Here is a 22,978-nt window from a genome sequence, read left to right as displayed (position 1 = left end):
CGCCGAGCCCCACGCCGGCTCCGCGGCCCCGCAGGACGGCGCCCGCCCGCCCGTGGCCAGCGTCACGCCGCTGTCCAACAACGCCACGATCTGCTCCTACCCGCGCTTCAACGCCAACAACACCATGCCGCTCGAGATCGACCGGCCCGACCTCGACCGCATGGCCGCCCAGGCCAACCGCGGCCGCGCCGTCCCCGTGCCCACCGGCGTCGGCTTCTGCATGTACATGACCGCCCAAGCCCTCGACGCGGTCGGCCCCCTCGACGCCGAGGCCTTCGGCAAGGGCTACGGCGAGGAGAACGACTGGTGCCTGCGCGCCACCAAGGCCGGGTTCGTCAACCTGCTGGCCGAGGACGTGTTCGTCCACCACGCCGGCCAGATCTCGTTCGGGCTCGATGAAGGCGGCGAGTACGACCAGGGCCAGGCCGCGCTTCTGGCCAAGCACCCCGACTACCCGGCCCGGATCGGCCAGTTCGTCCAGGCCGATCCCGGACGGCGCGGGCGGGCGCGCCTCGATCGGGCGCGGCTGGCCCGGCACTTCTCCGGCCGGGCGCTGCTGTTCGTCACCCACGCCTGGGGCGGGGGCATCCAGCGGCACATCGACGACATGATCGCCCAGGCCCGGGCCGAGGGCACCAGCGTGGTGCTGCTGCAGATCGACCGGACCCGCAACCTCGAGGTCCACGTCTCCTACCGCAGCCCCGAGTTCCTGTACCTGCCCAACCTCGGCAGCCTGTACCTGCCGCGCGACGCCGACGACCTCGCGGGCTTCCTGGCCGCGCTGGCGCCGCGGCTGATCCACGTGCACTCGCTGGCGGGGCTGCGCTGGTCGGCGGCGGGCGCGCTGATGGACGTGGTGGCGGGCTGCGGGGCGCCGTATGCCTGGACGCTGCACGACTACTCGCCGGTGTGCCACCGCAACCACCTGGTGCAGCCGGACGGGCGCTACTGCGGGCTGGCCCCGGTCGCGGAATGCCGGGCGTGCCTGGCCGCGGATGCGGACGGGTTCGAGGAGCCGGACCCGGGGGCGCGGCGGGCGACGTTCGGGGCCTTCCTGGCGGGCGCCGCGCGGGTGTTCGCGCCGTCCGCCGACACGGCGGCGCGGATCCGGGGCGTGTACCCGGACCTCGCCGTCACGGTCCGGCCGCACCTCGAGCCCGAGCGCGCCGTGCGCGACACCGCCCTCCAGCGGCACGGACAGATCCGCCGCATCGCCGTGCTGGGCGCGATCAGCGCCACGAAGGGCGGGCTGTTCCTGCAGGCGCTCGCCACCGACGCCCGGGACCGGGGGCTGCCGCTGCACTTCTCCATCGTGGGCTTCTCCGACCCGGCGCTGGCCGTGGGCCTGGAGGGCGTCGGCGTCGCCCAGACCGGGCGCTATCAGGGCGACCATGAGGCGCTGGACCTCGTCTGGCGGCTCGCGGCCGACCTGGTTCTGCTGCCGGCGATCTGGCCGGAGACCTACTCGTACGCGCTGACGCTCGCGCTGCGCACCGGCCTGCCGGTGGTGGCCTTCGACCTCGGTGCGCCGGGCGAGCGGCTGCGCGCCCACCCGAACGGCCACCTGCTGCCCTACGCCCTGGCCGCCGACCCGGCCGCCTTCAACGACCGGCTGCTCGCCGTCGACGTCGCGCCCGGCGGTCGCTGCGCGGTGCCGATCCGGGCCGCCGCATACGGCGACCTGATGCGCGACTATTACGGCCTGGACCCGGTGCCGGCCGGGACCCGACACCCCATCGACGAGGACGCCGCATGATCTCCGTCAACGAGGACATGAAGCAGACCATGCTTCAGCGCGGCATCTCGGTGCTGCACCCGGCCCCGTTCGGCCTGCCGGAGGACTGCACCTTCGAGCCGCCGTGCAGCATCAAGTGGATGGGCGTCGATTACTGTCTCACCATGGGGGCGTTCTCGTACGCGGTGAGTGGCTACTATTTCGGCGCCGACATCGCCCGCTACTGCTCGATCGGCGAGAGCGTGCAGGTCGGCCGCGGCAGCCACCCGGTCCAGTGCGGCTCGACCTCGCCGCTGTTCTACACGCACCATTCGGCCGTGTTCGACCGCCTCGATCCGCGGGCGGAGGATTACGAGATCTGCGGGCCCTATCTCTGGCCCAAGCGCGTGCGCATCGGCAACGACGTCTATATCGGCCACGGCGCCTTCCTGATGCCCGACATCACCATCGGCGACGGGGCGGTGATCGGCGCCATGGCGGTGGTGACCAAGGACGTGCCGCCCTACGCGATCGTGGCCGGGAGCCCGGCCCGGATCGTGAAGATGCGCTTCCCCGACGCGCTGATCGAGCGCTACCTGAAGGTGCAATGGTGGCGCTACGCCTTCTGGGACCTGCGCCAGTGCTCGATCACCGACCCGGAACGCTTCCTCGACGCCGTGGAGGAGAAGATCGCCGGCGGGATGGAGGAATACCGGCCGGACTGGATCCCGATCCAGTCCCTGGTGCCGACGGGGTGAGACCGGTCCGGATCCGGGACACGCGCGCCCGCGGGTCAGGGCCGCCCCCGCGCCGGCAGCCCCGCAGGCGCCTCAGTTCCGCCCCATCAGAAGGCGGCGCTTGTCGTGATCCGGCAGCGCCTGCCAATACGCTTCCGATGACTGGACATAGCTGAGGTCGACCGTTCCCGCCGGCGCCGTCTCCCCGCGCCCGGTGTAGTGCACGGCCCACTTGGTCTTGTAGTTCGTCGTCGCCAGCTCGGTCCGAACGATCGTGAAGTTCCTCTGGTTGATGGCCCCCCAGATCACCCGGTCGCCGGCGCCGCTCAGTTCGGGCGGCATCGTCGCCCACAAGGTCGCGATCTCGATGGCGGCGCGGCTCAGCATGACCGTTCCCGTGTCGGCGAATCGTGCACCGTCGCTCTCCCAGTCGAAAGGATCCAGGACGCTGCGGTCGAGGCGTCGCAGGAGCCTCCGGCTGACGCCGATCTCGGCGCCCGACCGGACCATCGCCCCGCGGAGGCTCGAGACATGGTTGGTCTGAAGCCAGTTGTCGGCGTCGAGGAAGCAGACATAATCGGCCCCGCTCTGAAAGGCGTGCAGGGCCCCCACCCCCCTGGCGAAGTTGCCGGCATCGCGGTGGGCCGCGGGCAGGGTGACGTGTTCGCAATCCCAGGTCGCGACCGCGGGGTTCGGGTATCCGTCCGCGACCATGATGTGCCGCGCCCTCAGGCTCTGCCGGAGCACGCTCTCATGTGCGAAGAACAGTTCCCGCGCATCCTCTCGGTAATAAGGCGTCACGGCCGCGACACTCATAGCCTGTCACCGACATCTTTTTATCTGGGCTGATTGAATACGCGCGTCTGAAGGCGCTTCATCTGATCGCCAGAACCACATGCACCCGCGTATCGCAGGTGACGGACTCCCCTCGAACGATCCGACCCGCAGAGCACGCAAATTCCCGTAACACGCGGGACCTTGCGCGAGGCTGTCCCGCCGCGCGACCTGATTGAACAGGAGCGCAACGCCCGTAGCGGGACGGATCGAGATCTCGATCGGCCGCGCAGGGCGGCGCCCGTGTCCGTTCCGTCGCGCCGACGTCTCCCAGCGTGCGCATCCGGGGCTGCGCGCGCCGGGTCCGGACACCGCGGTCGGGCGCGATCTGCCCGCCCCCGGCGAGGCCGGTGCAGGGGAGGCCGGCGCCACCGCACAGGCGGATGCGCCACCCCGCCGTCCCGGCGGGGGCAGCGCCCGCGATCCGGCGCTCACCCGGCGCTCACCCGGCGCTCACCGGGCCAGCACCCGCGCCGCCGCGGCGCCCAGCGCCCGGACGCCCAGAGCGAGGTCGGCGTCGGCGGTATCCTCCGCCCAATGGTGGCTGATGCCGCCGATCGAGGGCACGAACAGCATCGCGGCCGGCAGGATCCGGGCGACGTTCTGGGCGTCGTGGCCGGCGCCCGACGGCATCACCTGCCAGCCTCCGGGGCAGACGGCCTCGGCGGCCTCCGAGAGGGCGCCCATCAGGCCGGGGTCGCAGGGGGCGGGAACCGCCTTCGCCAGGGCCGTCAGGGTCGCGGGGCAGCGCTCGCGCCGGTTCGATTCGCGCACCAGCGCCTCCAGGCAGGCCTCCATCCGCTCGAGCACCGGCACCGACACGTCGCGGAACTGGAAGAACACCTCGGCGCGGCCGGGGATGATGCTGAAGCCGCCGGGATCCAGGGTGATCCGTCCCGTGGTCCACGTGCTGCGCGGGCCGCAGACCTTCGGGAACTCCCGGTCGATCGCCGCGAGCAGCCGCACCGCCGCGAGGCCCGCGTCCCGACGCTCCGCCATGGTGGTGCCGCCGGCATGGTCCTGGTTGCCCTCGAACACGATCCGGAACTGCCAGATCGCCACGATGCCGCTCACCACGCCGAGATGCTGGCCGGCGGATTCGAGCTGCGTCCCCTGCTCGATATGCATCTCCAGGAAGCCGCGGTAGCGGCCCGGATCGAGCCGCATCCGGGGCAGGCCGGCGAGGCCAGCGGCTTCGAGGGCGTCGCGCAGGGGCGTGCCGTCGGTGCGGTTGCGGGCGGCGTCGATCTCGGCCTCGGTCAGGTCGCCGATCGCCGAGCGGCTCCCCAGGAAGCCGCCGGAGAAGTGCCCCTCCTCGTCCGCGAAGGCGACGACGTCGACCGGCAGCCCGGCGCGGGCGAGCGCCACCCCGGCCACGACCCCCAGCGCTCCGTCGAGCCAGCCGGCCTCGTTCTGGGTCTCGATGTGGCTGCCGACCAGAAGGTGCGGGCCGGGCCCGCGATGGCGCCCCAGGACGGTGCCGATCCCGTCGATGGCGGCGTCCAGCCCGCATGCCTCCAGCCGGGCCATCAGCCAGCGGCGGGATTCCATGTCGGCGGCCGAGAAGGTCGGCCGGTGGACGCCGGTGCGGAACCGGCCGATCTCGCGCAGGGCGTACAGGTCGGCCAGGAAGGCATCGGTGTCGATCTCGGTCATGCGGAGCCCGGGTTCCGAAGGCCCGCACCGTGCAAGGCCCGTGCGCGTGGGGGACTTCCGAAGGGCCGGGAGCCCCGCAGCGGGGTATCGGGGCGGCACCCCGACGTTCGGGCGAAGCGCCCCGAAGCGCCACGAAGCGCCTCTCGGGGCGACGGCCGACCTCGGGGCGCGGCCCTGCACCCGCGAGGGGCCCCGGCCTCCCGACACCGGGCCTGGCGCTATTCCGCCGCCGCGGGCCGCCAATCCGCCGGTTGCGCGCCCGCCATCCAGGCGGCGAGGTCGGCCCGGGCCCGGTCGGTCAGCACGCGCTTCTTCAGCGCCGCCTTCTCGGGGCCGCGCAGGCGGCGGCCGGTCTCGTTGCGGGGCGCCTGCGCCAGGGGCGGGAACAGGCCGAAATTGACGTTCATCGGCTGGAACGAGCGCGGGGCCTTGGCCTCGCCATCCGCCGCCGACGGGTCACTGGTGATATGGCCGCCGGTGATGTGGGCGATCAGCGCGCCGAGGGCCGTCGTCTGGGGCAGGGGTTCGAGCGCGTCGCCCGCGGCCTCCGCCACCGCGAAGCGGCCGGCCATCAGCCCGATCGCGGCGCTCTCGACATAACCCTCGCAGCCGGTGATCTGGCCGGCGAAGCGCAAGGCGGGCCGGGCCTTGAGCCGCAGCGTGGCGTCGAGCAGCCGCGGGCTGTCGAGGTAGGTGTTCCGGTGCAGGCCGCCGAGGCGCGCGAACTCCGCCCGCTCCAGGCCGGGGATCGTGCGGAAGATCCGGACCTGCTCGGCATAGGTCAGCTTCGTCTGGAAGCCGACCATGTTGTAGAGGGTGCCCAGCGCGTTGTCCTGGCGCAGCTGCACGATCGCGCAGGCCTTGACCTGCGGGTCGCGGGGATTGGTGAGCCCCACGGGCTTCATCGGCCCGTGCCGCAGGGTCTCGGGCCCGCGCTCGGCCATCACCTCGATGGGCAGGCAGCCGTCGAAGTAGGGCGTGCCCTCCCACTGCTTGAACCCGATCTTCTCCCCCGCCACGAGGGCCGCCACGAAGGCGTCGTACTGCGCCCGGTCCATCGGGCAGTTCAGGTAGTCGGCCCCGGAGCCGCCGGGGCCCGGCTTGTCGTAGCGGGACTGGAACCACGCCACGTCCATGTCGATGGAGTCGCGATGGACGATCGGCGCGATCGCGTCGAAGAAGGCGAGGGACTCGGCCCCGGTGAGGTCCCGGATGCCCTCGGCGAGCGTCGGGGCGGTGAGCGGGCCGGTGGCGACGATGCAGGGCCCCCACTCCTCCGGCGGCAGGCCCGCGACCTCCCCGCGGACGAGGGTAACGTTCGGGTGCCGCTCCAGCGCCCGGGTCACGGCGGCGGCGAAGCCCTCGCGGTCCACCGCCAGGGCTCCGCCCGCCGGCACTTGGTTGGCGTCGGCCGCCCGCATGATCAGCGAACCGAGGCTGCGCATCTCCTGGTGCAGCAGCCCGACGGCGTTGCCCTCCGGGTCGTCGGACCGGAACGAGTTGGAGCAGACGAGTTCGGCCAGGCTGTCGGTCTGGTGGGCCTCGGTGCCGCGCACCGGGCGCATCTCGTGGATCACGGCGCGGTGGCCGGCTTCGGCCACCTGCCAGGCGGCCTCGGATCCCGCGAGGCCGCCGCCGACGATGTGGATGGTCTGTGTCATGTCTCAGAATAGCGAAGGACCGCCATCCGGATCAACGGGCGGCGGTCCTTCGAAGATTCCGTCGCGGAATCCTCGCGATGGGGCAGGCGGGGGCCGGGATCAGACGCGGGCGACGCCGCGGATCTCGCTGCGGCTGATGCCGAGATCGGCGAGATCCCGATCCGAGAGGCGGGAAAGCTGGGAAACGGTGTCGCGGTACCGGAGATAGGCGCGGACGCGGGTCAGGACGCTACGGGCGGCGGACATGGTGTGCTGTGACCTCTGCTCGGGCAGACGATGGCGCCTCGTTGCGCATCGCTGCCTCTTGTTGGTGCAACGCACATATAAGCCTGCCGCAGCGCGGTAGGAGGCGTAAGCTCAAGCATCAGACCTGCGGGATTTGCATATCGAGCTTAAGATTCCGGCAAGCATTCCGGATGGTCATACTTTGGGCGCATGCGGAACCCGCCCTCCGGACGCGCGAAGGGCGCCCCGCCGGTGGACGGGGCGCCCTCGAGAGGCGAGCGACGGGCCCTGCGGCTCAGTAGAACGGGCGCGGCCCGTAGAAGCCGTAGGGACGGTAGAACGGGCGCGGCCGGGCGTATCCGTAGCCGCCGTAATAGGCCGGCCGACGCCAGTATCCGTAGGGGCGGGGACCCCAGTTCGGGCGGCAGATGCCCCAGGGATTGGGATGGAAGCCGGGGCCGCAGCCGCCCGCCGCCTGGGCGGAGCCCGCAAGCCCCAGGCCGCCGGCGATCGCGGCGGCCACAACGAGCGCCTTCGCGCGCGGTGCGCTCAGAATCGTCATGACTGGATCTCCTCACTCACGTCCGGCGGATCGGCAGCCGGTTCCGGGAGATTGGCCGCCGCCGCCTGAACCGACGCTGAGCCAGAGGTTGTGCCTCAGACAGGCCCGCGGCGGCGCGCGGGCAACGTCGCGGGTGCAGCAAAAGTTGCGTGCGGCCGATCAGTGCAGCGAGGGCGTCCGCAGGAACCGCTCCCGGTCCCCGGAGACGAGGGCGAGCTTGATACCGCGTCCGTCCCGGCGGACGGTCAGCGGCACCCGCACCCCCGCCTCGCCCAGGGCCCAGACGCTGCGGAACAGGGCGGCGAGATCCGCCACGGGCTCGCCCGCCACCGCCTCGATCACGTCGCCGGCCTGCAGACCGCCGGACTCGGCCGGGCCGCCATCGGCCAGCCCCATCACCACGATGCCCTCCTCGCTCTCGGTGGCGTAGAGGCCGAGCCAGGGGCGCGGCGGCCGGTTCGCGCGCCCGCGCGTGGCGAGGTCGTCGAGGATCGGCGGCAGGAGATCGATCGGCACCACCATGTTGATCGGGCGCGCGCTGCCGGAGCCACCCTGCTGCAGTTGCAGCGAGCCGATCCCCAGCAGATCGCCCTCGGGGCCGATCAGCGCGGTGCCGCCCCAGTGCGGGTGGGAGGGGGCGGTGAACAGGGCCTCGTCCAGCACGTATTCCCAGTAGCCGGCGAATTCCTGCCGGGCCACGACCTCGACGGCGACGCAGCGCTGGCGCCCGCCCGCCCCGGCCAGGACCGCTCGGTCGCCGGTCTTCAGCCCGGCCGAGCGGCCGAGGGGCAGGGCCGGCACGCCGAGGTCGCCCAGCGCCTGGACGAGGCCGAAGCCGGTGGCGGCGTCGAACCCCACCACGTGGCCCGGCACCGAGCGGCCGTCCCGGGTGGTCAGCCAGACGCTCTCGGCCTCGGTGACGAGGTAGCCGATGGTGAGCACGAGGCCGTCCTCGCGGATCACCACGCCGTTGCCGGCCCGCTCGGTGCCCAGCGTCTCGGCCGTGAAGGCGCCCTCCGGCACCCGCGCCGACAGGGCGAGCACCGCCGAGAGCGCCCGGTCGAGGTCGTAGCCGTAATCCGCAGGCCTGGGCTGGGCCTGCGCGGGGATCTTCCACTCGCCCTGCGTCGCCATGATGGTCCTTCGGCTCGTTCGGCACGCGCCGGCCGGTGCCGGGCACGCGAAATCGTCTCACAATAGGACGTTCGGGCCGCCCGCAACACCCGCGGGGCCGTCGCGGCAGGCCATTGGCCGCACCGCCCGGCGCACACGAAAACACCGCCCGGCGCGGCGCCGGACGGTGCGACGTCCCGGAGGACGCTCTGTCGGAGATCCGGGATTCCCCGCCGGGCGGCGGGGAACCGGCGTCTCAGTACTTGCGGACCAGCGGGGCCGGCGGCGGGGCGGCCGGGGTCGGGGAGTAGAGCGGCACGATGATGCGGCCGAACACCTCGGTGGCCTCGGAGCGCGGCACGGACACCGCCACGTAGCGGGCCGCGTAGACCTGCGCGGTGAACTTGCCGAAGTCGTAGCCGATCAGGCCGCCGAGGGCGAAGTAGCCGCGGTTGCCGGCGGCCAGGCTGGTCTGGCTGATGTCGAAGTTGTAGGTGCCGTAGCCGATCGCGCCGATCTCGAAGTTGCCGAACTTCTTGGTCGCCGTGAGGTCGAGGTTCAGCGAGTCGGAGATGTTGAACGGACCGCGGGTGTTGCCGAAGCCGACCGTGTTGAAGCCCGGGAACTTCGCCGGCGAGTCGTAGATGTTCGCCGTCAGGTTGGCGGTCAGGTTATAGCCGTTGCCGGTGTAGCTGCCCGCGATGCCGAAGCGGTAGGTGTTCGAGGCGAGCTGCCCGAGCACCGGAGCGGCCGCCAGAGCACCGCCTCTGGTGACCAGGACGCCGCGGTCGCCGTTCAGCTCGTTGAGGTAGGTACCGCCGAGCAAGCTGACGCCGAAGTTGTTGCCGAGATCGAAGGCCCAGATGCCGCCCACGAAGGTGCCGACGTTGATCGAAATATCGCGGAGGGTGTTGGCGCCGCGGTTCTTACCGAAGGTGAACACGGTCGGCGGGGCGAGGAGGAGCTCGACGCGGCCGCCGGCGAGCACCAGCGGGGTCGACCAGACGAGGACGGGGATGTTGACGCCGACATCGACCGCCGAGGCGCCGGGCCCGACATTGGGGGTCAGGCGGTAGGCGAAGGTATTGAGCGCGTAGACGCCCTCGGGCAGGGGCGCGCCGGTGGCGAGGCCGACCTGCTCGCCCGGGATCGTGGTGGTCTGCGCCTGAGCGATGGTCGACGTCATGCCGACCGTGAGCGCGACCGCGCCGGCCGCGAGCCAGTTCTTCATCATTTTGTCATTCCTTCCCAAGGTCCCACGGCATCCGTCCCGCATTCGGCACATCCCTGCCGGTCTGCTCGCCTATCGCGGCCGCCGGCTTCGGAAGTGTCGAGCGCCCCCACGGAGCCTGCCCGTCTCAACGTCTGCGACTATTCTACAGAGACCCTCGGAAAGACAGTGGAATGCTCGCTGACAGGCCAAAACCGGCCCAACCGTTGCGCAAAAGCCTCATTTTTGCGGCGATGCAACACTATCCCCAGGCAGGAGCCTGACGGCCGTTCCGGCAAAATACCGCTGAATGGTCAAGCTGTTGCCGCCCGCGAGGTCGGGAGGATCCGGCAAGCCCGGCCGGGCGATCGCGGAGACCGCCGGGACACCCCACCGGTCCGAATCCGCGTCCGGGCCGGCCCGCGCGGGGCCCGGTCCGCCGCCGGACGGCGCGAATCAGCGCCCGAGCCGGGGCGATGGCGGCCGGCACCCGGCAGATTCTGCCGGGTTCGCTCAAGCCGCGAATCCTTGCGCGGCAGGCGCCGACGGCGCGCGCGGCTACTCGGCGGCGCTGCGGCGCGCGGCCGGCGGGGCGGGGCGCCGCTCCAGCACCTCGCGCAGGAACCGGCCGGTATGGCTCGCCGTCGCGCGGGCGATCGCCTCGGGCGTGCCCTGGGCCACCACCTTTCCGCCGCCGTCGCCGCCCTCGGGACCCATGTCGATCACCCAGTCGGCGGTCTTGATCACTTCGAGGTTGTGCTCGATCACCACCACCGTGTTGCCCTGGTCGACCAGCTCGTGGAGCACCTCCATGAGCTTGGCGACGTCGTGGAAATGCAGGCCGGTGGTCGGCTCGTCGAGGATGTAGAGGGTGCGGCCCGTGGCGCGCTTCGACAGCTCCTTGGAGAGCTTGACCCGCTGCGCCTCGCCCCCCGACAGGGTCGTGGCCTGCTGGCCGACATGGACGTAGTGCAGGCCGACCCGCTTCAGGGTCTCCAGCTTGTCGCGGATCGCCGGCACCGCCTTGAACAGCTCGGCCGCCTCCTCGACGGTGGAATCGAGCACGTCGGCGATCGACTTGCCCCGGTACTTCACCTCCAGGGTCTCGCGGTCGTAGCGCTTGCCCTTGCAGACGTCGCAGGTGACGTAGACGTCCGGCAGGAAGTGCATCTCGATCTTGATGACGCCGTCGCCCGAGCAGGCCTCGCAGCGCCCGCCCTTGACGTTGAACGAGAAGCGGCCGGGCTGGTAGCCCCGGGCCTTGGCCTCCGGCAGGCCCGCGAACCAGTCGCGGATCGGCGTGAAGGCGCCGATATAGGTGGCGGGGTTCGAGCGCGGCGTGCGGCCGATCGGCGACTGGTCGATGTCGATGACCTTGTCGAGGTGCTCCAGCCCCTCCAGCCGGCCGTAGGGGGCCGGGTGCTCCAGGGCGCCGTTCAGCTTCTTGGCGATGGCCTTGTAGAGGGTGTCGATCACCAGGGTGGACTTGCCGCCCCCCGAGACGCCGGTGATGCACGTGAAGGTGCCCAGCGGGATCTCGACGTCCACGTCCTTGAGGTTGTTGCCCCGGGCGCCGAACAGCCCGAGCTTGCCCTTCCGGCCCTTCCGCCGCGCGGTCGGCGTGCGGACCGCCATCGCGCCGGTCAGATACTTGGCGGTGAGCGAGGCCGGGTTGGCCAGCACCTCGGCGGGGGTGCCCTGCGCGATGATCTCGCCGCCGTGGATGCCGGCGCCCGGGCCGACATCGACCACGTAATCGGCCTGCAGGATCGCGTCCTCGTCGTGCTCGACCACGATCACCGAATTGCCGAGGTCGCGCAGGCGCTTGAGGGTGCCGAGCAGCCGCTCGTTGTCGCGCTGGTGCAGGCCGATCGAGGGCTCGTCCAGCACGTAGAGCACGCCGGTCAGCCCCGAGCCGATCTGCGAGGCCAGCCGGATGCGCTGGCTCTCGCCGCCCGAGAGCGAGCCGGAGCCGCGGGCGAGGGTCAGGTATTCGAGGCCGACATCCACCAGGAAGCTCAGCCGGTCGCGGATCTCCTTGAGGATCCGGACCGCGATCGCATTCTGCTTGGCCGTGAGCTTCTCCGGCAGCTCCGAGAACCAGCGATGCGCCTCGGACACCGAGAGGGCGGTCGCGTCGGCGATGTCGGCCATGGCGACCTTCACGGCCAGCGCCTCGGGCTTCAGCCGCTTGCCGCCGCAGGCGGCGCAGGGCGTCTCGCTCATGAAGCGCCCGATCTCCTCCCGGACGGCATCCGAGTCGCTCTCCTTGTAGCGGCGCTCGAGATTCGGGATCACGCCCTCGAAGGGCTTGGTGACCGTGTATTTGCGCAGCCCGTCGTCGTAGGCGAAGCGGATCGACTGGTTCCCCGAGCCGTACAGCACGATGGCGCGGGCCGTCTCCGAGAGGCCCTGCCACGCCACGCCGGTCTTGAAGCCGAAATGCTCGGCCAGCGCGTCGAGGGTCTGGCCGTAATAGGGCGAGGTCGACTTCGCCCAGGGGCCGACCGCGCCGCGCTTCAGGCTGAGGGCCGGATCGGAGATCACCAGCTCGGGATCGATCCGCATCTCGTGGCCGATGCCGCTGCAGGTCGGGCAGGCGCCGAACGGGTTGTTGAACGAGAACAGCCGCGGCTCGATCTCCGCGATGGTGAAGCCCGAGACCGGGCAGGCGAAGCGCGACGAGAAGGTGATGGTCCGGGGCGCCTCGCCCTCGGGGGCGTCGGCGAACACGATCTCGCTGAGGCCGTCGGCGAGCTCCAGCGCGGTCTCGAAGGAATCGGCGAGCCGCGCCGCGATGTCGGCCCGGACCACGATCCGGTCGACCACCACGTCGATGTCGTGCTTGAACTTCTTGTCGAGCTTGGGCACGTCGTCGATGGCGTAGTACTCGCCGTTGACGCGCAGCCGCTGGAAGCCCTTCTTCTGGTATTCGGCGATTTCCTTGCGGTACTCGCCCTTGCGGCCGCGGACCACCGGGGCGAGCAGGTAGAGCCGGGTCTTCTCCGGCAGCTCCAGCACCCGGTCGACCATCTGCTGGACGGTCTGGCTCTCGATCGGCAGGCCGGTGGCGGGCGAGTAGGGGATGCCGACCCGCGCCCAGAGCAGGCGCATGTAGTCGTAGATCTCGGTGACCGTCCCCACGGTGGAGCGGGGGTTCTTGGAGGTGGTCTTCTGCTCGATGGAGATGGCCGGCGACAGCCCGTCGATCTGGTCGACGTCGGGCTTGGACATCATCTCCAGGAACTGGCGGGCATAGGCCGAGAGCGACTCGACGTAGCGGCGCTGCCCCTCGGCGTAGATCGTGTCGAAGGCGAGGGAGGACTTGCCCGAGCCCGAGAGCCCGGTGAACACCACGAGCTTGTCCCGGGGGATCGTCAGGTCGACGTTCTTGAGGTTGTGCTCCCGGGCCCCCCGGACCACGATGACCCGCCGATCGTGGGCGCTCGCCGGCGCGGCGTCGAACAGGGCCGCCAGCTTCGCGTCGACGGCGGACTCGGCGGCCGCCTCGGGTCGGCCGCGCGTCTCGGATGCCGCGCGCGCGGGCTTGGGCTGCGATGCCGGGGCGGCGGAGGGTTTCGGTGCCTTGGACGCCGCCTTCCCGGCGCCTTTCGGAGCGGGTGCGGGAGTGGATGCCGGAGTGGATGCCGGGGCGGCTTGGGCGGCGCCGGCGCGGCTCGCGGCACGACTTCCAGCTTGGGCTTTGGCCATGAGGGCAGCGGTCTTTCGAGGCGTCGACGCAGTCGGATCGGATCCGGATCGGATTCGCGCACGGGCCAGCCGCCGCTCCGACTCATGTCGAGCCCGAGGGGGCCGACGGCAAGGTGGGGCCGGCGGGACGCAGGCCCGTCATGCGCCGCCCTTGCTAGAACGAAACGCGTACGGCGGCAACCGCTCCGTGAATGCGCGACCGTCCGCGCACGCGCCGCGATGCAACCCAGGACCGCGCCGCGCAGCACGCCAGGACCGCGCCGCGCAGCACGCCAGGATCGCGCCGCGCAGCACGCCGGAACCCTCGCAGGCGGTGCGGCCGTGCGGCCCCGGGTCGCCCCGCGGTCCTCCGCTGACGGCGGGGCCGAGCCCGGCCGCGGCCGGCTCGGGCGGCCCCGCTTGGCCAGATCCCGCCCACGGCCGGTGTTGCACCGCGGGAGCCGGGATCCCACGTCGCCGGATCCGCCCCCGGATCCTCATCCTCGACAGGTGCCGATGCCCGCGCTCGACCTGACCGCCCCGGCCGCCCCCAGCCGGGCCGACGACCGAGCCGCGAGCGCGCAGCGGCTGTCCACCCGGCTGCTGTTCCTGATCGTCGGCATCGCCAACGCCACCTGGGCGCCGCTGGTGCCGCTGGTGAAGGACCGCGCCGGCCTCGACGCGGCGGGACTGGGCCTGCTGCTCCTCACCTTCGGCGTCGGCTCGCTCCTGGCGATGCCGAGCGCCGGGGCGGCGGCCGCGCGGCTCGGCTTCCGGCCGGTCCTGCTCGCCGGGACGCTCGCGCTCGGCCTCGCCCTGCCGGTGCTGGCCGTGGGCGCGGGCCTCGTGCCGCTCACCGGGGCGCTGCTGCTGTTCGGGGCTGGGATGGGGGCGATCGACTGCGTCATGAACCTGCAGGCGGTGGTGGTGGAGCGCGCGAGCGGGCGCCCGATGATGTCGGGCTTCCACGGCCTCTACAGCCTCGGCTGCATCCTGGGGGCGCTGGTCGCCAGCGGCCTGCTGGCCGCCGGGCTGGGTGCGGGCTGGAGCGTGCTGCTCCTGGTCGCCGGGATCGCGGCCCTGTTCGCGGCCGCGTGGCCCGGCATCCTGCCGGCCGGCCGGGCCCGGGGAAGCGGCCCCGCCCTCGCGCTGCCCCGGGGCATCGTGCTGGTGCTGGGCCTGCTCTGCTTCGTGGTGTTCCTCACCGAGGGCTCGGCCCTGGACTGGAGCGCCCTGTTCCTGATCCAGCACCGGGGGCTCGATCCAGCCTGGGCGGCGCTCGGCTACGCGGCCTTCTCGGTCACGATGACGGCCGGGCGTCTTGCCGGCGACGCCATCGTGGCCCGGCTCGGCCGGCGGAAGGTCGTGATCCTCGGCGGCCTGCTGGCGGCGGCCGGCCTCGCGCTCTCGGTCGTGGTGCCGGCCTGGGAGGCGGCGCTCGCCGGATACGCCCTGGTCGGGGCGGGCTGCGCCAACATCGTCCCGGTCCTGTTCACGGCGGCCGGCCGCCAGACGGCGATGCCCGAGAGCGTGGCGGTCCCGGCGGTGACGACGCTGGGCTATGCCGGGGTGCTGGCGGGCCCGGCCCTGATCGGCTTCGCCGCGCAGGGGCTCGGCCTGCCGGCCGCCTTCCTGATCGTGGCCGCCCTGCTCCTCGGCGTGGCGGCGGCCGGGCGCTCCCTGCGGGTCTGAGGCCCCCGGTCTGAGGCCCCGGTCTGGGGCCCCGGTCGGAATCTCAGATCCGCGGCGGCGGTCCGAGGCTCAGGTGGCCGCGTTGCGGGCCATGAAGGTCGCCGGACTGCCGTCCTCCGGGTTCACGAAGACGATGTCGGTGGGCGCCCGCCGGGGCGTGTCGATCGACAGGAAGGTCACCGGCGCGCCGGACTCGATCTCCGGCATGGCGTGGACGATGCCCCGGGCGAAGAACAGCAGCTGGCCGGGGCCAAACGCGGCCACCGAGGTGGGGTCGCCCATCCAGAAGGTGCCCCGGCCCGACAGGCAGTACAGGTACTCGTCGCAGGTGGCGTGATAGTGCGGCGGGGTCGGCCGGTAGACCCGGAACACCCGGGCGCTCGCCGCCGCCCGGTCGGTCAGGTAGGTGTCGGCCAGGAGCGTCGCGGCGCTGTCGGGCAGGGCCGCCGCCAGCGCCGCCACGTCGAAGATCCCGGTTTCCGCCATCCCGTCCCCCTCACGCCGGAAAGCCTTCGAGCACGATCTTGCCCCTGGCGCGCCCGCTCTCGATCCGCGCGTGGGCGCGCCGGAGGTTCTCGGCGTCGATCCGCCCGTAATGCTCACCCAGGGTGGTGCGCAGGCGACCCGCGTCAACGAGGCGGGCGAGCTCGTCGAGGAGCGCGCCCTGGGCGGCGATGTCGGCGGTGCCGAACATCGAGCGGGTGAACATGAACTCCCAGTGCAGCGACAGGCTCTTGCGCTTGAGGAGCCCGACGTCGAGGCGCTCGGGATCGTCGATCAGGGCCAGCCGCCCCTGCGGGGCGATCAGCTCCACGATCGCGGCGAGGTGGGCATCGGTGCTGGTCGTGGAGAAGACGAGGCCCGGCGCGCCGAGGCCCAGGGCCGCCACCTCCGCCGCCAGGGGTTTGGAATGGTCGACCACGTGGTGGGCGCCGAGATCCCGGCACCATTGCGCCGTCTCGGGCCGCGACGCGGTGGCGATCACGGTGAGGTCGGTGAGTGCCCGGGCGAGCTGGATCGCCACCGAACCGACGCCCCCCGCCCCGCCGACGATCAGGATCGCCGGTGCGGCGCCCGGCACGGGCTTTCCCGTGTCGAGCCGGTCGAACAGGGTCTCCCAGGCGGTGATCGCGGTGAGCGGCAGGGCGGCGGCCTGCGCCCAGTCGAGGCGCGCCGGCTTGTGCCCGACGAGGCGGGCGTCGACGCAATGGAACTGGGCGTTCGTCCCCGGCCGGGTGAGGTCGCCCGCATACATCACCGCGTCGCCCACGGAGAAGCCCGCGACCTCCGCGCCCGTGGCCACGACGGTCCCGGCCGCGTCCCAGCCCAGCACCTTGAGGCCGCCGGCCTCCGGCTCGGCGCGGCGCCGGACCTTGGTGTCGACCGGGTTCACCGAGACCGCCTCGACCTGGACGAGCAGGTCGCGGGGGCCGGGCTCGGGCTGCGGCAGATCGCCATCGACCAGGGCTTCGGGATCGGTGATCGGCAGGGACTTGCGGTATCCGACGGCGCGCATCGTGCTCTCCTCGACCTGTCGCCACGGGAGATGCCGCCCGTCTTCACGCGCCGCAAGGACGCACATAAAACGCCCCTAGTGCCGGAAACGATACCGTCGGAGACCGCCATGCCCCGCATCCGCCGCCACACCGGCGCCTGCAGCCCCGGCTGCGCCGTCGAGGCGACCCTCCGGTTCATCGACGGCAAGTGGAAGGGCGTGATCCTCTTCCACCTGCTGGAGGGGACCCTGCGCTTCACCGAGATCCGGCGGCGGCTGACCAGCGTGACCCAGCGCATGCTCACGAACCAGTTGCGCGAAATGGAGGCGGACGGTCTGGTCACCCGGACGGTCTACGCCCAAGTGCCTCCGAAGGTGGAGTACAGCCTGACCGCGCGCGGGCGCTCCCTGGAACCGGTCATCCGCGAACTGAAGACCTGGGGCGACTTGCACGCCGCTCAGGCAGATGCCGTCCCGGACGCCGCTTGATTGTGCAGGACGGGCCGCGGGCGGCGAGGGGCGCATAACGGGTTCTTTAAGTCTTGGCCGGAGGGTGAAGCGTTTCCTGCCGGACCATCCCAGATCCTCCGATGCCCGTCCTCGCCTCGCTCCGCGCCCGCATCCTCGCGGTGGCGCTCGCCCCCTGCCTCGCCTTCGCGGGGGCGGCGGGCCTCGCGGTGTCGGACCAGTGGGCGCGGCGTGCCGAGATGGACCGGGTGGAGGGCCTCGTCGGCCTCGCCTCGCGGATCAGCGCCTTCGTGCACGAGGCCCAGCGCGAGCGCGGCGCCTCCAGCCTGTTCCTGGGCGCGCGGGGCGCGCAGTTCGGGCCGGAACTGGCGGCCCAGCGCGGACGCACCGACGCGGCCCTGGCCGGGCTGCCGGAGGCCATGGCGGGCGCCACGGGCTTCGGCCCGGTCTTCGCGGCCCGCGGCACCGGTTTCGCCGCGGCGCTCACCGGGCTCGCGGCCGAGCGCCGGGCCATCGACGCCCTCGGCCCGGGCGCGCCGCAGGCGGCCGCCTTCTACACCGGCGTGATCGGCGAGGGGCTCGGGCTCGTCCGGGCCATGGGCGGGGTGATCGATGAGGCCGGCCTCGCCGCCCGGGCGAGCGCCTACGCGGCCTTCCTGGCGCTGAAGGAGGCCGCCGGCCAGGAGCGGGCCGCCGTCTCGGCCGCCTTCGCGTCCGGCAGCCTGGACCTCGCGGCCGCGCGCCGGCTCGCCACGCTCTCGGCCGAGCAGGCGACCTATGCGGGCCTGTTCCGCGCCGGGGCCGAGGCCCCCCAGGCGGCCCTGCTGGACGCCGCCGAAGCGGCGGAACCGGCCCGGGCGGTGGCGCGGCTGCGCGCCCTCGCGCAGGACACGGTGCCGGGCACGCCCCCGGCCTTCCGCGACGCCCCCGCGTGGTTCCGCCTCGCCACGCAGCGGATCGATGCTCTGAAGGGCGTGGAGGATCGGCTCACCGCCGACCTCGTGGCCGCCGCCGGCGCGGTGCGCGCCCGGGCCGACCGGATGCTGACCCTCTGGATCGCCGGCGGCCTCGCCCTGTTCGCCCTCTCGGCCGGCCTCGCGGCCTGGCTCGGCACCGCCATCGCCCGGCCCCTCGCCCGGATGGCGCGGGTGCTGACCGCGATCGGCCGGGGCGAGGGGACGACCGAAGAGGGGACGACCGGCGCGGGGACGGAGGATCTGGCGGTTCCCTCGGGCGGCCCCCGCGAGGTCCGGGCGATCGCCGCGGCCGCGCTGGCGTTCCGCGACAGCGTCGCCGAGCGCCGCGCGGCCCGGGCCGCGCAGGAGCGCCGCGCCGCAGAGGCCGGGGCCGCCCAGCGCGCCGCCGCGCTGGGCCTCGCCGACAGCTTCGAGCGCCAGGTCGGCGGCATCGTGGCGGCGGTGTCGACGGCGGCCGGCCGGCTCGAAGCCGCCGCGCACGGGATGGCCCGGGCCGCCCAGGACACCACGGACCTCAGCCGGACGGTGGCGGTCTCGGCCGATTCGGCCGCGCGCTCGGCCGACACGGTGGCGGCGGCCACCGAGGAGCTCACCGCCTCCGTGCGGGAGATCGGCGTGCAGGTCGGGGCCTCGGCCGACCTCGCGGCCGCCGCGACCCGGGACGCGGACGGGATGGCCGGGGAGGTGCGCCGCCTCGCCCAGGCGGCGGGCAGCATCGGGGAGATCGTCGCGATGATCTCGCAGATCGCCGGCCAGACCAACCTGCTGGCGCTGAACGCCACCATCGAGGCGGCGCGCGCCGGCGAGGCCGGCCGCGGCTTCGCGGTGGTCGCCGCCGAGGTGAAGCACCTCGCCGAGCAGACCGCCCGGGCCACCGAGGAGATCGCCGCCAAGGTGGCGGAGATCACCGGTTCCACGGAGGCCTCGGTCCGGTCGATCGGCGGCATCACCGCGGTGATCCGCACCCTCGCGCGGATCGGCGCCGAGATCGCCGCCATGGTCGAGCAGCAGTGCGCGGCCACCGCCGAGATCGCGCGGACCACCGCGCAGACCTCGCAGGACACCCAGGGCGTCTCCGGCCACATGGCGGGCGTCGGCGCGGCGGCCGGCACGGCGAGCCAGGGCTCCGCCCAGGTGCTGCAGGCGGCGGCCGACCTGTCCCGGCAGGCGGCCGACCTGCGCGGGGCGGTCGACGGCTTCCTGGCCCGCGTCCGGGCCGCCTGACGCCCGGGGGCGCGAAGGGCGCGGCCCCTCGGCAGGGGCCGCCCGGCACCCGCGGCGGGTTCCGGCCGTCGAGACCGGGACGTCCTAAGCCCCGAGGCCGAGCCCGAGGAGCCGGTCGGCGTTGCGCCAGAAGGCGGCCTCCAGGGCCTCCTCGGAGAGGCCGAGGGCGCGGAAATCCGCCACGCCCTGGCCCATCGGGCGGAACGGGAACGAGGAGCCGAACAGGAACTGGTCCCTCATGAAGCCGTTCGCCGCCTCGACGTAGAGGCCGCCGCCCGGCGCGAAGGTGTACATGTCGGGCGAGACGAAGACGTTGGCGTTGCGGAACGCCACCGCCACCATGTCGGCGACGCGCGGGTAGAACCCGTGGCAGCACACGATCGGCAGCTTCGGGAAGGTCCGGGCGACCCGGTCGACCGCCAGGGGATCGTTGAGGCGCAGGTCCGGGGTGGTCGGGCCCGACATCACGAAGGCCGGGACCCCGAGCTCCTGGCACAGGTCGTAGAGCGGCATCAGGCGGTCGTCGTCGGCCGTCATGGCCTCGCGGTAGAAGCCGGCATCGAGGTTGATCCCCTTGAAGCCGAGCTCGGTTACGGCGCGCTTGGCCTCCGCGACCGCGGCCTTGCGGCCGAGCTTGACCGGATCCACCGAGGCGATGCCGATCAGCCGCTTCGGATCGTGCCGGGCGGCCTCCGCCAGCGCGTCGTTCGAGACCCGCACCCCCGGGACCGAGCGGGCGACCATGACGGCGACGTCGATGCCGGCGCCGTCCATCTCGGCGCGGAAGCCCGCGATCGTCGCGCCGCGGGTGAAGTGCTCGACCTCCCGGCTGCCGACCCGGGCGTTCAGCCAGCGGGCGACGCCGAATTCCGGCGTGCCGGGCTCGGCGCCGAAGAACCGATGCAGGAAGGTCGGACGGCTGCGCATGTCCACGACGGGCATTTCTTGTGACTCTCCAGTGCGATCGGGGATGTGGGGGGCTCCGAAGGGCTCGGCCCTTCGGCGGGGGGTCGGGGCGCGGAGCCCGGACTGGTCCGATCCGGGACCGTCTCAGTGCGAGACGGCCTCCAGGACCTTGCCGCGGGTCTCGACGCCGAGGGTCAGGACCAGCAGGGCGGCGATCAGGAAGCCGCCCGCGCCGACCTGGAAGGCGGTGGCCGGGCCGTGATCGCGCACCAGCACCGGCACGATCATCGGCCCCAGGATCGCGCCGATCCGCCCGAAGGCCGAGGCGAAGCCGGCGCCCGTGGCCCGCGCCCGGGTCGGGTACAGTTCCGGCGTGTAGGCGTAGAGGCAGCTCCACATGCCGAACATGAAGAACTGCATGACGAAGCCGGCGACGAACAGCCACGTCACCGCGACCCCCGCGACGGTCAGCACCGTGCCCCCGCCGGCATTGCCGTACAGGTAGGCCGAAGCCGCCGCGCAGACCAGAAACAGGGCGGTGGCGGGCTTGCGGCCGAGCCGCTCGAGGAGCAGCGCCGCCGCCGCGAAGCCCGGGATGCCGCCGAGGGTGATCAGGGTGACGAAGCCCACCGAGCCGACGATCGAGAAGCCGCGCTCCTTGAGCAGCACGGCGATCCAGGAATTCAGCCCGAAGAAGCCGATCAGCGCGAAGAACCACAGGCCGAAGGCCATCACGGTGCGGAGCCGGTACTCGGGGGCGAACAGGGTCGCGACGGCGCCGCGCCGCGGACCGGGGGCGGCGGCGGCCGCGGCCACCGCCGGGGCGACCGGGGGCAGGGGCCGGCCGGTGGCACGTTCCACGGCCCGCTCCATCGTGGCCATCACGGCCTCGGCCTCCGCGGCGCGGCCGGCCTCGGCGAGCCAGCGGGGCGATTCCGGCATGGTGCGGCGGACCGCCAGCACCACCAGCGACAGCAGCCCCACCACCACGAAGGCCCAGCGCCAGCCGAGATAGGGCAGCACGAAGAAGCTGATCGCCCCCGACAGGACGTAGCCCACCGCCCAGAACCCCTCCATGATCGCGATGTACTTGCCGCGCACGGAGGCCGGGACGATCTCCGAGACCATCGCCTGCGCCACCGGTGCCTCGCCGCCGACGCCGACCCCGATCAGGAACCGGCAGGCCATCAGCACGGGCAGGCTCCAGGCCGCCGCCGCCGCGAGGCTCGCCAGGCCCCAGACCACCATGGTCACCTGGAACACCGCCTTGCGGCCGAACCGGTCGGAGGCGGTGCCGGCCAGGATGTTGCCCACGAGCTGGCCCGCGAAGGTCATGGCGGCGAGCTGGCCGGCCTCGGTCGGCGTCAGGCCGAACGCCACCACGATCGAGCCGAGCAGGAAGGTCAGGAGCGCCACGTCGATCTGATCGACGAGCCACGCCGAGGCGATGATCCCGAAGATCCTCCGCTGGTAGCCCGACATCGGCAGCCGCTCGAGGCGTGCGGCGATGTCGGGGACGGCCGATCGTGCGGTCCCGGGGGGCGTCGCGACCGGGCGTTCGGCGGCTGGCGGCACGTGAGATTCCCATCCTCCGCGACCCGGATCGGCCCGGGGCGGTTCACCGCGGACCCGGTACAGCACCCCCGGCCCCGGGACCAGGGACGGCGGCGCAGCCGGCCGTTCCGGCCGGTGCGGCTCCGCCGCGGGGAGACCGGTGCGGCTCCGCCGCGGGGAGACCGGCGCGGCGGAGCGTCCCCGCAGGGGGGGCCGGGATCCGAGCGGCATCGGCCTGACAATCCGGTCATGGTCCGGTCGCTGTTCCCGCCCCGTCGCGGGACCGGATGCGGCCCGGACACCTGCGGCCCGCGCGACGGCCCCGACCCCGTGCCGACGGCAGGGGTGGTCTGCGCGAGGGAGGATCCCCGCGGGGCTGCGCGCACGTCCTCGACGCTGCCCTTCCCCCGGAGGCCGCCCTTTCCCCGCCATCGCGGTCCCGCCACGCCTCCGCCGGGGCGGCCCGTCGGCCGCCGGGGCGACAGCGTCACGTGCGGACCGCCGACCTGGAACCGCCTGCCAGCCCCGCGGCGGAACGGTTGCGGCACCCCGCGGCGATCCCCGCCCGGGTCGCCCCCTCCCAGGTCGCGCGGGTCAGCACGTCGTGGGCGGTCGCCGGCCAGGCCGCCGGGCGTCGCCCGCGCGCCGGCCGGCGACGCGGCAGTGCCGGGGGGTCTGGTGGGCGACGGTCGGTTTCCCGGCCCGGAGCCGGACTCCGCTTCCTGACCCGAGGGGACCTCACCGCGGTCGAGCCGACCCGATGAGAGGCGGGACCGATGGGACGGTTCTAGTCGGGGATCGCGAAGCCGATCGACAGGCACAGGGCCGCCACGGCGGTCAGGGCCACGGCGGCCTGGCGGATCTGGTGCCAGCGCGCGCGGCGCGCCCGCTCCTCCGGCGTGCCGCTGAGGCCGAGCTCGTCGTCGAACCCGCGCACGAAGGCGTCGAAGCTCGGGAAGGCCCGCCGCGCGAGCCACAGCCATACCCCGACGGCGAGCAGGCCGACGGCCCAGCCCCCGTAGGTAAAGGTATCGTCCAGCATCAGGCGCACGCGTCCGGCCCACGCCCCCTCGGGAGCCATTCTACGGCAGGTTGCGGACATTGCCTAGGTCGGAGCGGGAAGGCCCGCTCTCGCGGGGAGCCGGGTCGGGACGACGCGCCGGGCCGACGCGCACCGGCCCGCGGATGCCCGACCTCCACCCCGCCCTCGTGCTGGGGAGGGAGCGCGCGTGGCGCGCGTCGAAGCCCCCGGCACGTCCC

18 protein-coding genes are annotated in these 22,978 nt (G+C 73.2%); 5 read left to right on the top strand and 13 right to left on the bottom strand.

All coding sequences use genetic code 11. From position 1 onward, the window contains the following. On the top strand, window positions 1-1,756 hold a 1,756-nt coding region (locus MFF58_RS19660; RefSeq protein ID WP_238290549.1), incomplete at its 5' end, for a glycosyltransferase. Then, on the top strand, window positions 1,753-2,472 hold the full coding sequence (locus MFF58_RS32305) for a CatB-related O-acetyltransferase (RefSeq protein WP_279603344.1): 720 nt from the start codon (window positions 1,753-1,755) through the stop codon (window positions 2,470-2,472). The genes MFF58_RS19660 and MFF58_RS32305, both read left to right, overlap by 4 nt. A gap of 72 nt (window positions 2,473-2,544) precedes the next feature. On the opposite strand, the gene MFF58_RS19650 is transcribed toward MFF58_RS32305, so the two are convergent. From MFF58_RS19650 to uvrA, 8 genes are all read right to left on the bottom strand, one after another. Further along, on the bottom strand, window positions 2,545-3,267 hold the full coding sequence (locus MFF58_RS19650; protein ID WP_238290548.1) for a glycosyltransferase family protein: 723 nt from the start codon (window positions 3,265-3,267) through the stop codon (window positions 2,545-2,547). A gap of 471 nt (window positions 3,268-3,738) precedes the next feature. Continuing rightward, window positions 3,739-4,941 (bottom strand): Zn-dependent hydrolase, encoded by a 1,203-nt coding sequence (locus MFF58_RS19645; protein WP_238290547.1) that lies wholly within the window; start codon window positions 4,939-4,941, stop codon window positions 3,739-3,741. A gap of 218 nt (window positions 4,942-5,159) precedes the next feature. Beyond that, window positions 5,160-6,602, bottom strand: coding sequence for a methylenetetrahydrofolate--tRNA-(uracil(54)-C(5))-methyltransferase (FADH(2)-oxidizing) TrmFO (trmFO, locus tag MFF58_RS19640; RefSeq protein WP_238290546.1), 1,443 nt, complete (start codon window positions 6,600-6,602; stop codon window positions 5,160-5,162). Window positions 6,603-6,701: 99 nt separating this feature from the next. Beyond that, window positions 6,702-6,848, bottom strand: coding sequence for a DUF1127 domain-containing protein (locus MFF58_RS19635; RefSeq protein ID WP_010687382.1), 147 nt, complete (start codon window positions 6,846-6,848; stop codon window positions 6,702-6,704). Window positions 6,849-7,122: 274 nt separating this feature from the next. Further along, window positions 7,123-7,389 (bottom strand): GCG_CRPN prefix-to-repeats domain-containing protein, encoded by a 267-nt coding sequence (locus MFF58_RS19630; protein ID WP_238290545.1) that lies wholly within the window; start codon window positions 7,387-7,389, stop codon window positions 7,123-7,125. Window positions 7,390-7,548: 159 nt separating this feature from the next. Continuing rightward, window positions 7,549-8,523 carry a S1C family serine protease gene (locus tag MFF58_RS19625; protein WP_238290543.1) on the bottom strand — a complete coding sequence of 325 codons (975 nt, stop codon included), beginning with the start codon at window positions 8,521-8,523 and terminating at the stop codon, window positions 7,549-7,551. Between the two features lie 235 nt (window positions 8,524-8,758). Beyond that, window positions 8,759-9,736, bottom strand: a complete 978-nt coding sequence (locus MFF58_RS19620) for a transporter family protein (protein WP_238290541.1) — start codon at window positions 9,734-9,736, stop codon at window positions 8,759-8,761. Window positions 9,737-10,270: 534 nt separating this feature from the next. Then, window positions 10,271-13,423, bottom strand: a complete 3,153-nt coding sequence (uvrA, locus tag MFF58_RS19615) for an excinuclease ABC subunit UvrA (protein WP_238290539.1) — start codon at window positions 13,421-13,423, stop codon at window positions 10,271-10,273. 495 nt (window positions 13,424-13,918) lie between these two features. Between uvrA and MFF58_RS19610 the strand changes: the two genes are divergently transcribed. Then, window positions 13,919-15,094 (top strand): MFS transporter, encoded by a 1,176-nt coding sequence (locus MFF58_RS19610; RefSeq protein WP_238290537.1) that lies wholly within the window; start codon window positions 13,919-13,921, stop codon window positions 15,092-15,094. 69 nt (window positions 15,095-15,163) lie between these two features. Here the strand turns inward: MFF58_RS19610 and MFF58_RS19605 are convergent, their stop codons facing one another. After that, complete coding sequence (locus MFF58_RS19605) at window positions 15,164-15,580, bottom strand: cupin domain-containing protein (protein WP_238290535.1); 417 nt, start codon at window positions 15,578-15,580, stop codon at window positions 15,164-15,166. A 10-nt stretch (window positions 15,581-15,590) separates the two neighbouring features. After that, on the bottom strand, window positions 15,591-16,610 hold the full coding sequence (locus MFF58_RS19600; RefSeq protein WP_238290533.1) for a zinc-binding alcohol dehydrogenase family protein: 1,020 nt from the start codon (window positions 16,608-16,610) through the stop codon (window positions 15,591-15,593). 108 nt (window positions 16,611-16,718) lie between these two features. On the opposite strand from MFF58_RS19600, the gene MFF58_RS19595 reads away from it, so the two are divergent. Both MFF58_RS19595 and MFF58_RS19590 read left to right on the top strand, forming a co-directional pair. After that, on the top strand, window positions 16,719-17,078 hold the full coding sequence (locus MFF58_RS19595) for a winged helix-turn-helix transcriptional regulator (protein WP_238290531.1): 360 nt from the start codon (window positions 16,719-16,721) through the stop codon (window positions 17,076-17,078). A gap of 101 nt (window positions 17,079-17,179) precedes the next feature. Further along, window positions 17,180-19,258: a methyl-accepting chemotaxis protein gene (locus MFF58_RS19590; protein ID WP_238290529.1), complete on the top strand. Its 2,079-nt coding sequence runs from the start codon at window positions 17,180-17,182 to the stop codon at window positions 19,256-19,258. Between the two features lie 84 nt (window positions 19,259-19,342). On the opposite strand, the gene MFF58_RS19585 is transcribed toward MFF58_RS19590, so the two are convergent. The 3 genes from MFF58_RS19585 to MFF58_RS19575 all read right to left on the bottom strand — a co-directional run bounded on the left by MFF58_RS19585 (window position 19,343) and on the right by MFF58_RS19575 (window position 22,760). Continuing rightward, the gene (locus MFF58_RS19585; protein ID WP_238290528.1) at window positions 19,343-20,200 is read right to left on the bottom strand and encodes an amidohydrolase family protein; all 858 of its coding nucleotides are present in this window, start codon (window positions 20,198-20,200) and stop codon (window positions 19,343-19,345) included. 108 nt (window positions 20,201-20,308) lie between these two features. After that, complete coding sequence (locus MFF58_RS19580; RefSeq protein ID WP_238290527.1) at window positions 20,309-21,739, bottom strand: MFS transporter; 1,431 nt, start codon at window positions 21,737-21,739, stop codon at window positions 20,309-20,311. Window positions 21,740-22,505: 766 nt separating this feature from the next. Beyond that, window positions 22,506-22,760 (bottom strand): hypothetical protein, encoded by a 255-nt coding sequence (locus MFF58_RS19575; protein WP_238290526.1) that lies wholly within the window; start codon window positions 22,758-22,760, stop codon window positions 22,506-22,508. Window positions 22,761-22,978: the final 218 nt, after the last annotated feature.

This window comes from Methylobacterium longum (assembly GCF_022179385.1).
Lineage (GTDB): Bacteria > Pseudomonadota > Alphaproteobacteria > Rhizobiales > Beijerinckiaceae > Methylobacterium > Methylobacterium longum.
The sequence above is the reverse complement of the archived record's forward strand: the minus strand, read 5'-3'. Positions and strand labels throughout refer to the sequence as shown.

Coding starts and splice junctions, on each gene's coding strand:
- MFF58_RS19630 (WP_238290545.1), bottom strand. CDS start 7,389: ATGACGATTCTGAGCGCACCGCGCGCGAAGGCGCTCGTTGTGGCCGCC.
- MFF58_RS19600 (WP_238290533.1), bottom strand. CDS start 16,610: ATGCGCGCCGTCGGATACCGCAAGTCCCTGCCGATCACCGATCCCGAA.
- MFF58_RS19585 (WP_238290528.1), bottom strand. CDS start 20,200: ATGCCCGTCGTGGACATGCGCAGCCGTCCGACCTTCCTGCATCGGTTC.
- MFF58_RS32305 (WP_279603344.1), top strand. CDS start 1,753: ATGATCTCCGTCAACGAGGACATGAAGCAGACCATGCTTCAGCGCGGC.
- MFF58_RS19650 (WP_238290548.1), bottom strand. CDS start 3,267: ATGAGTGTCGCGGCCGTGACGCCTTATTACCGAGAGGATGCGCGGGAA.
- MFF58_RS19575 (WP_238290526.1), bottom strand. CDS start 22,760: ATGCTGGACGATACCTTTACCTACGGGGGCTGGGCCGTCGGCCTGCTC.
- MFF58_RS19635 (WP_010687382.1), bottom strand. CDS start 6,848: ATGTCCGCCGCCCGTAGCGTCCTGACCCGCGTCCGCGCCTATCTCCGG.
- MFF58_RS19590 (WP_238290529.1), top strand. CDS start 17,180: ATGCCCGTCCTCGCCTCGCTCCGCGCCCGCATCCTCGCGGTGGCGCTC.
- MFF58_RS19610 (WP_238290537.1), top strand. CDS start 13,919: ATGCCCGCGCTCGACCTGACCGCCCCGGCCGCCCCCAGCCGGGCCGAC.
- MFF58_RS19620 (WP_238290541.1), bottom strand. CDS start 9,736: ATGATGAAGAACTGGCTCGCGGCCGGCGCGGTCGCGCTCACGGTCGGC.
- trmFO (WP_238290546.1), bottom strand. CDS start 6,602: ATGACACAGACCATCCACATCGTCGGCGGCGGCCTCGCGGGATCCGAG.
- MFF58_RS19645 (WP_238290547.1), bottom strand. CDS start 4,941: ATGACCGAGATCGACACCGATGCCTTCCTGGCCGACCTGTACGCCCTG.
- MFF58_RS19605 (WP_238290535.1), bottom strand. CDS start 15,580: ATGGCGGAAACCGGGATCTTCGACGTGGCGGCGCTGGCGGCGGCCCTG.
- uvrA (WP_238290539.1), bottom strand. CDS start 13,423: ATGGCCAAAGCCCAAGCTGGAAGTCGTGCCGCGAGCCGCGCCGGCGCC.
- MFF58_RS19625 (WP_238290543.1), bottom strand. CDS start 8,523: ATGGCGACGCAGGGCGAGTGGAAGATCCCCGCGCAGGCCCAGCCCAGG.
- MFF58_RS19595 (WP_238290531.1), top strand. CDS start 16,719: ATGCCCCGCATCCGCCGCCACACCGGCGCCTGCAGCCCCGGCTGCGCC.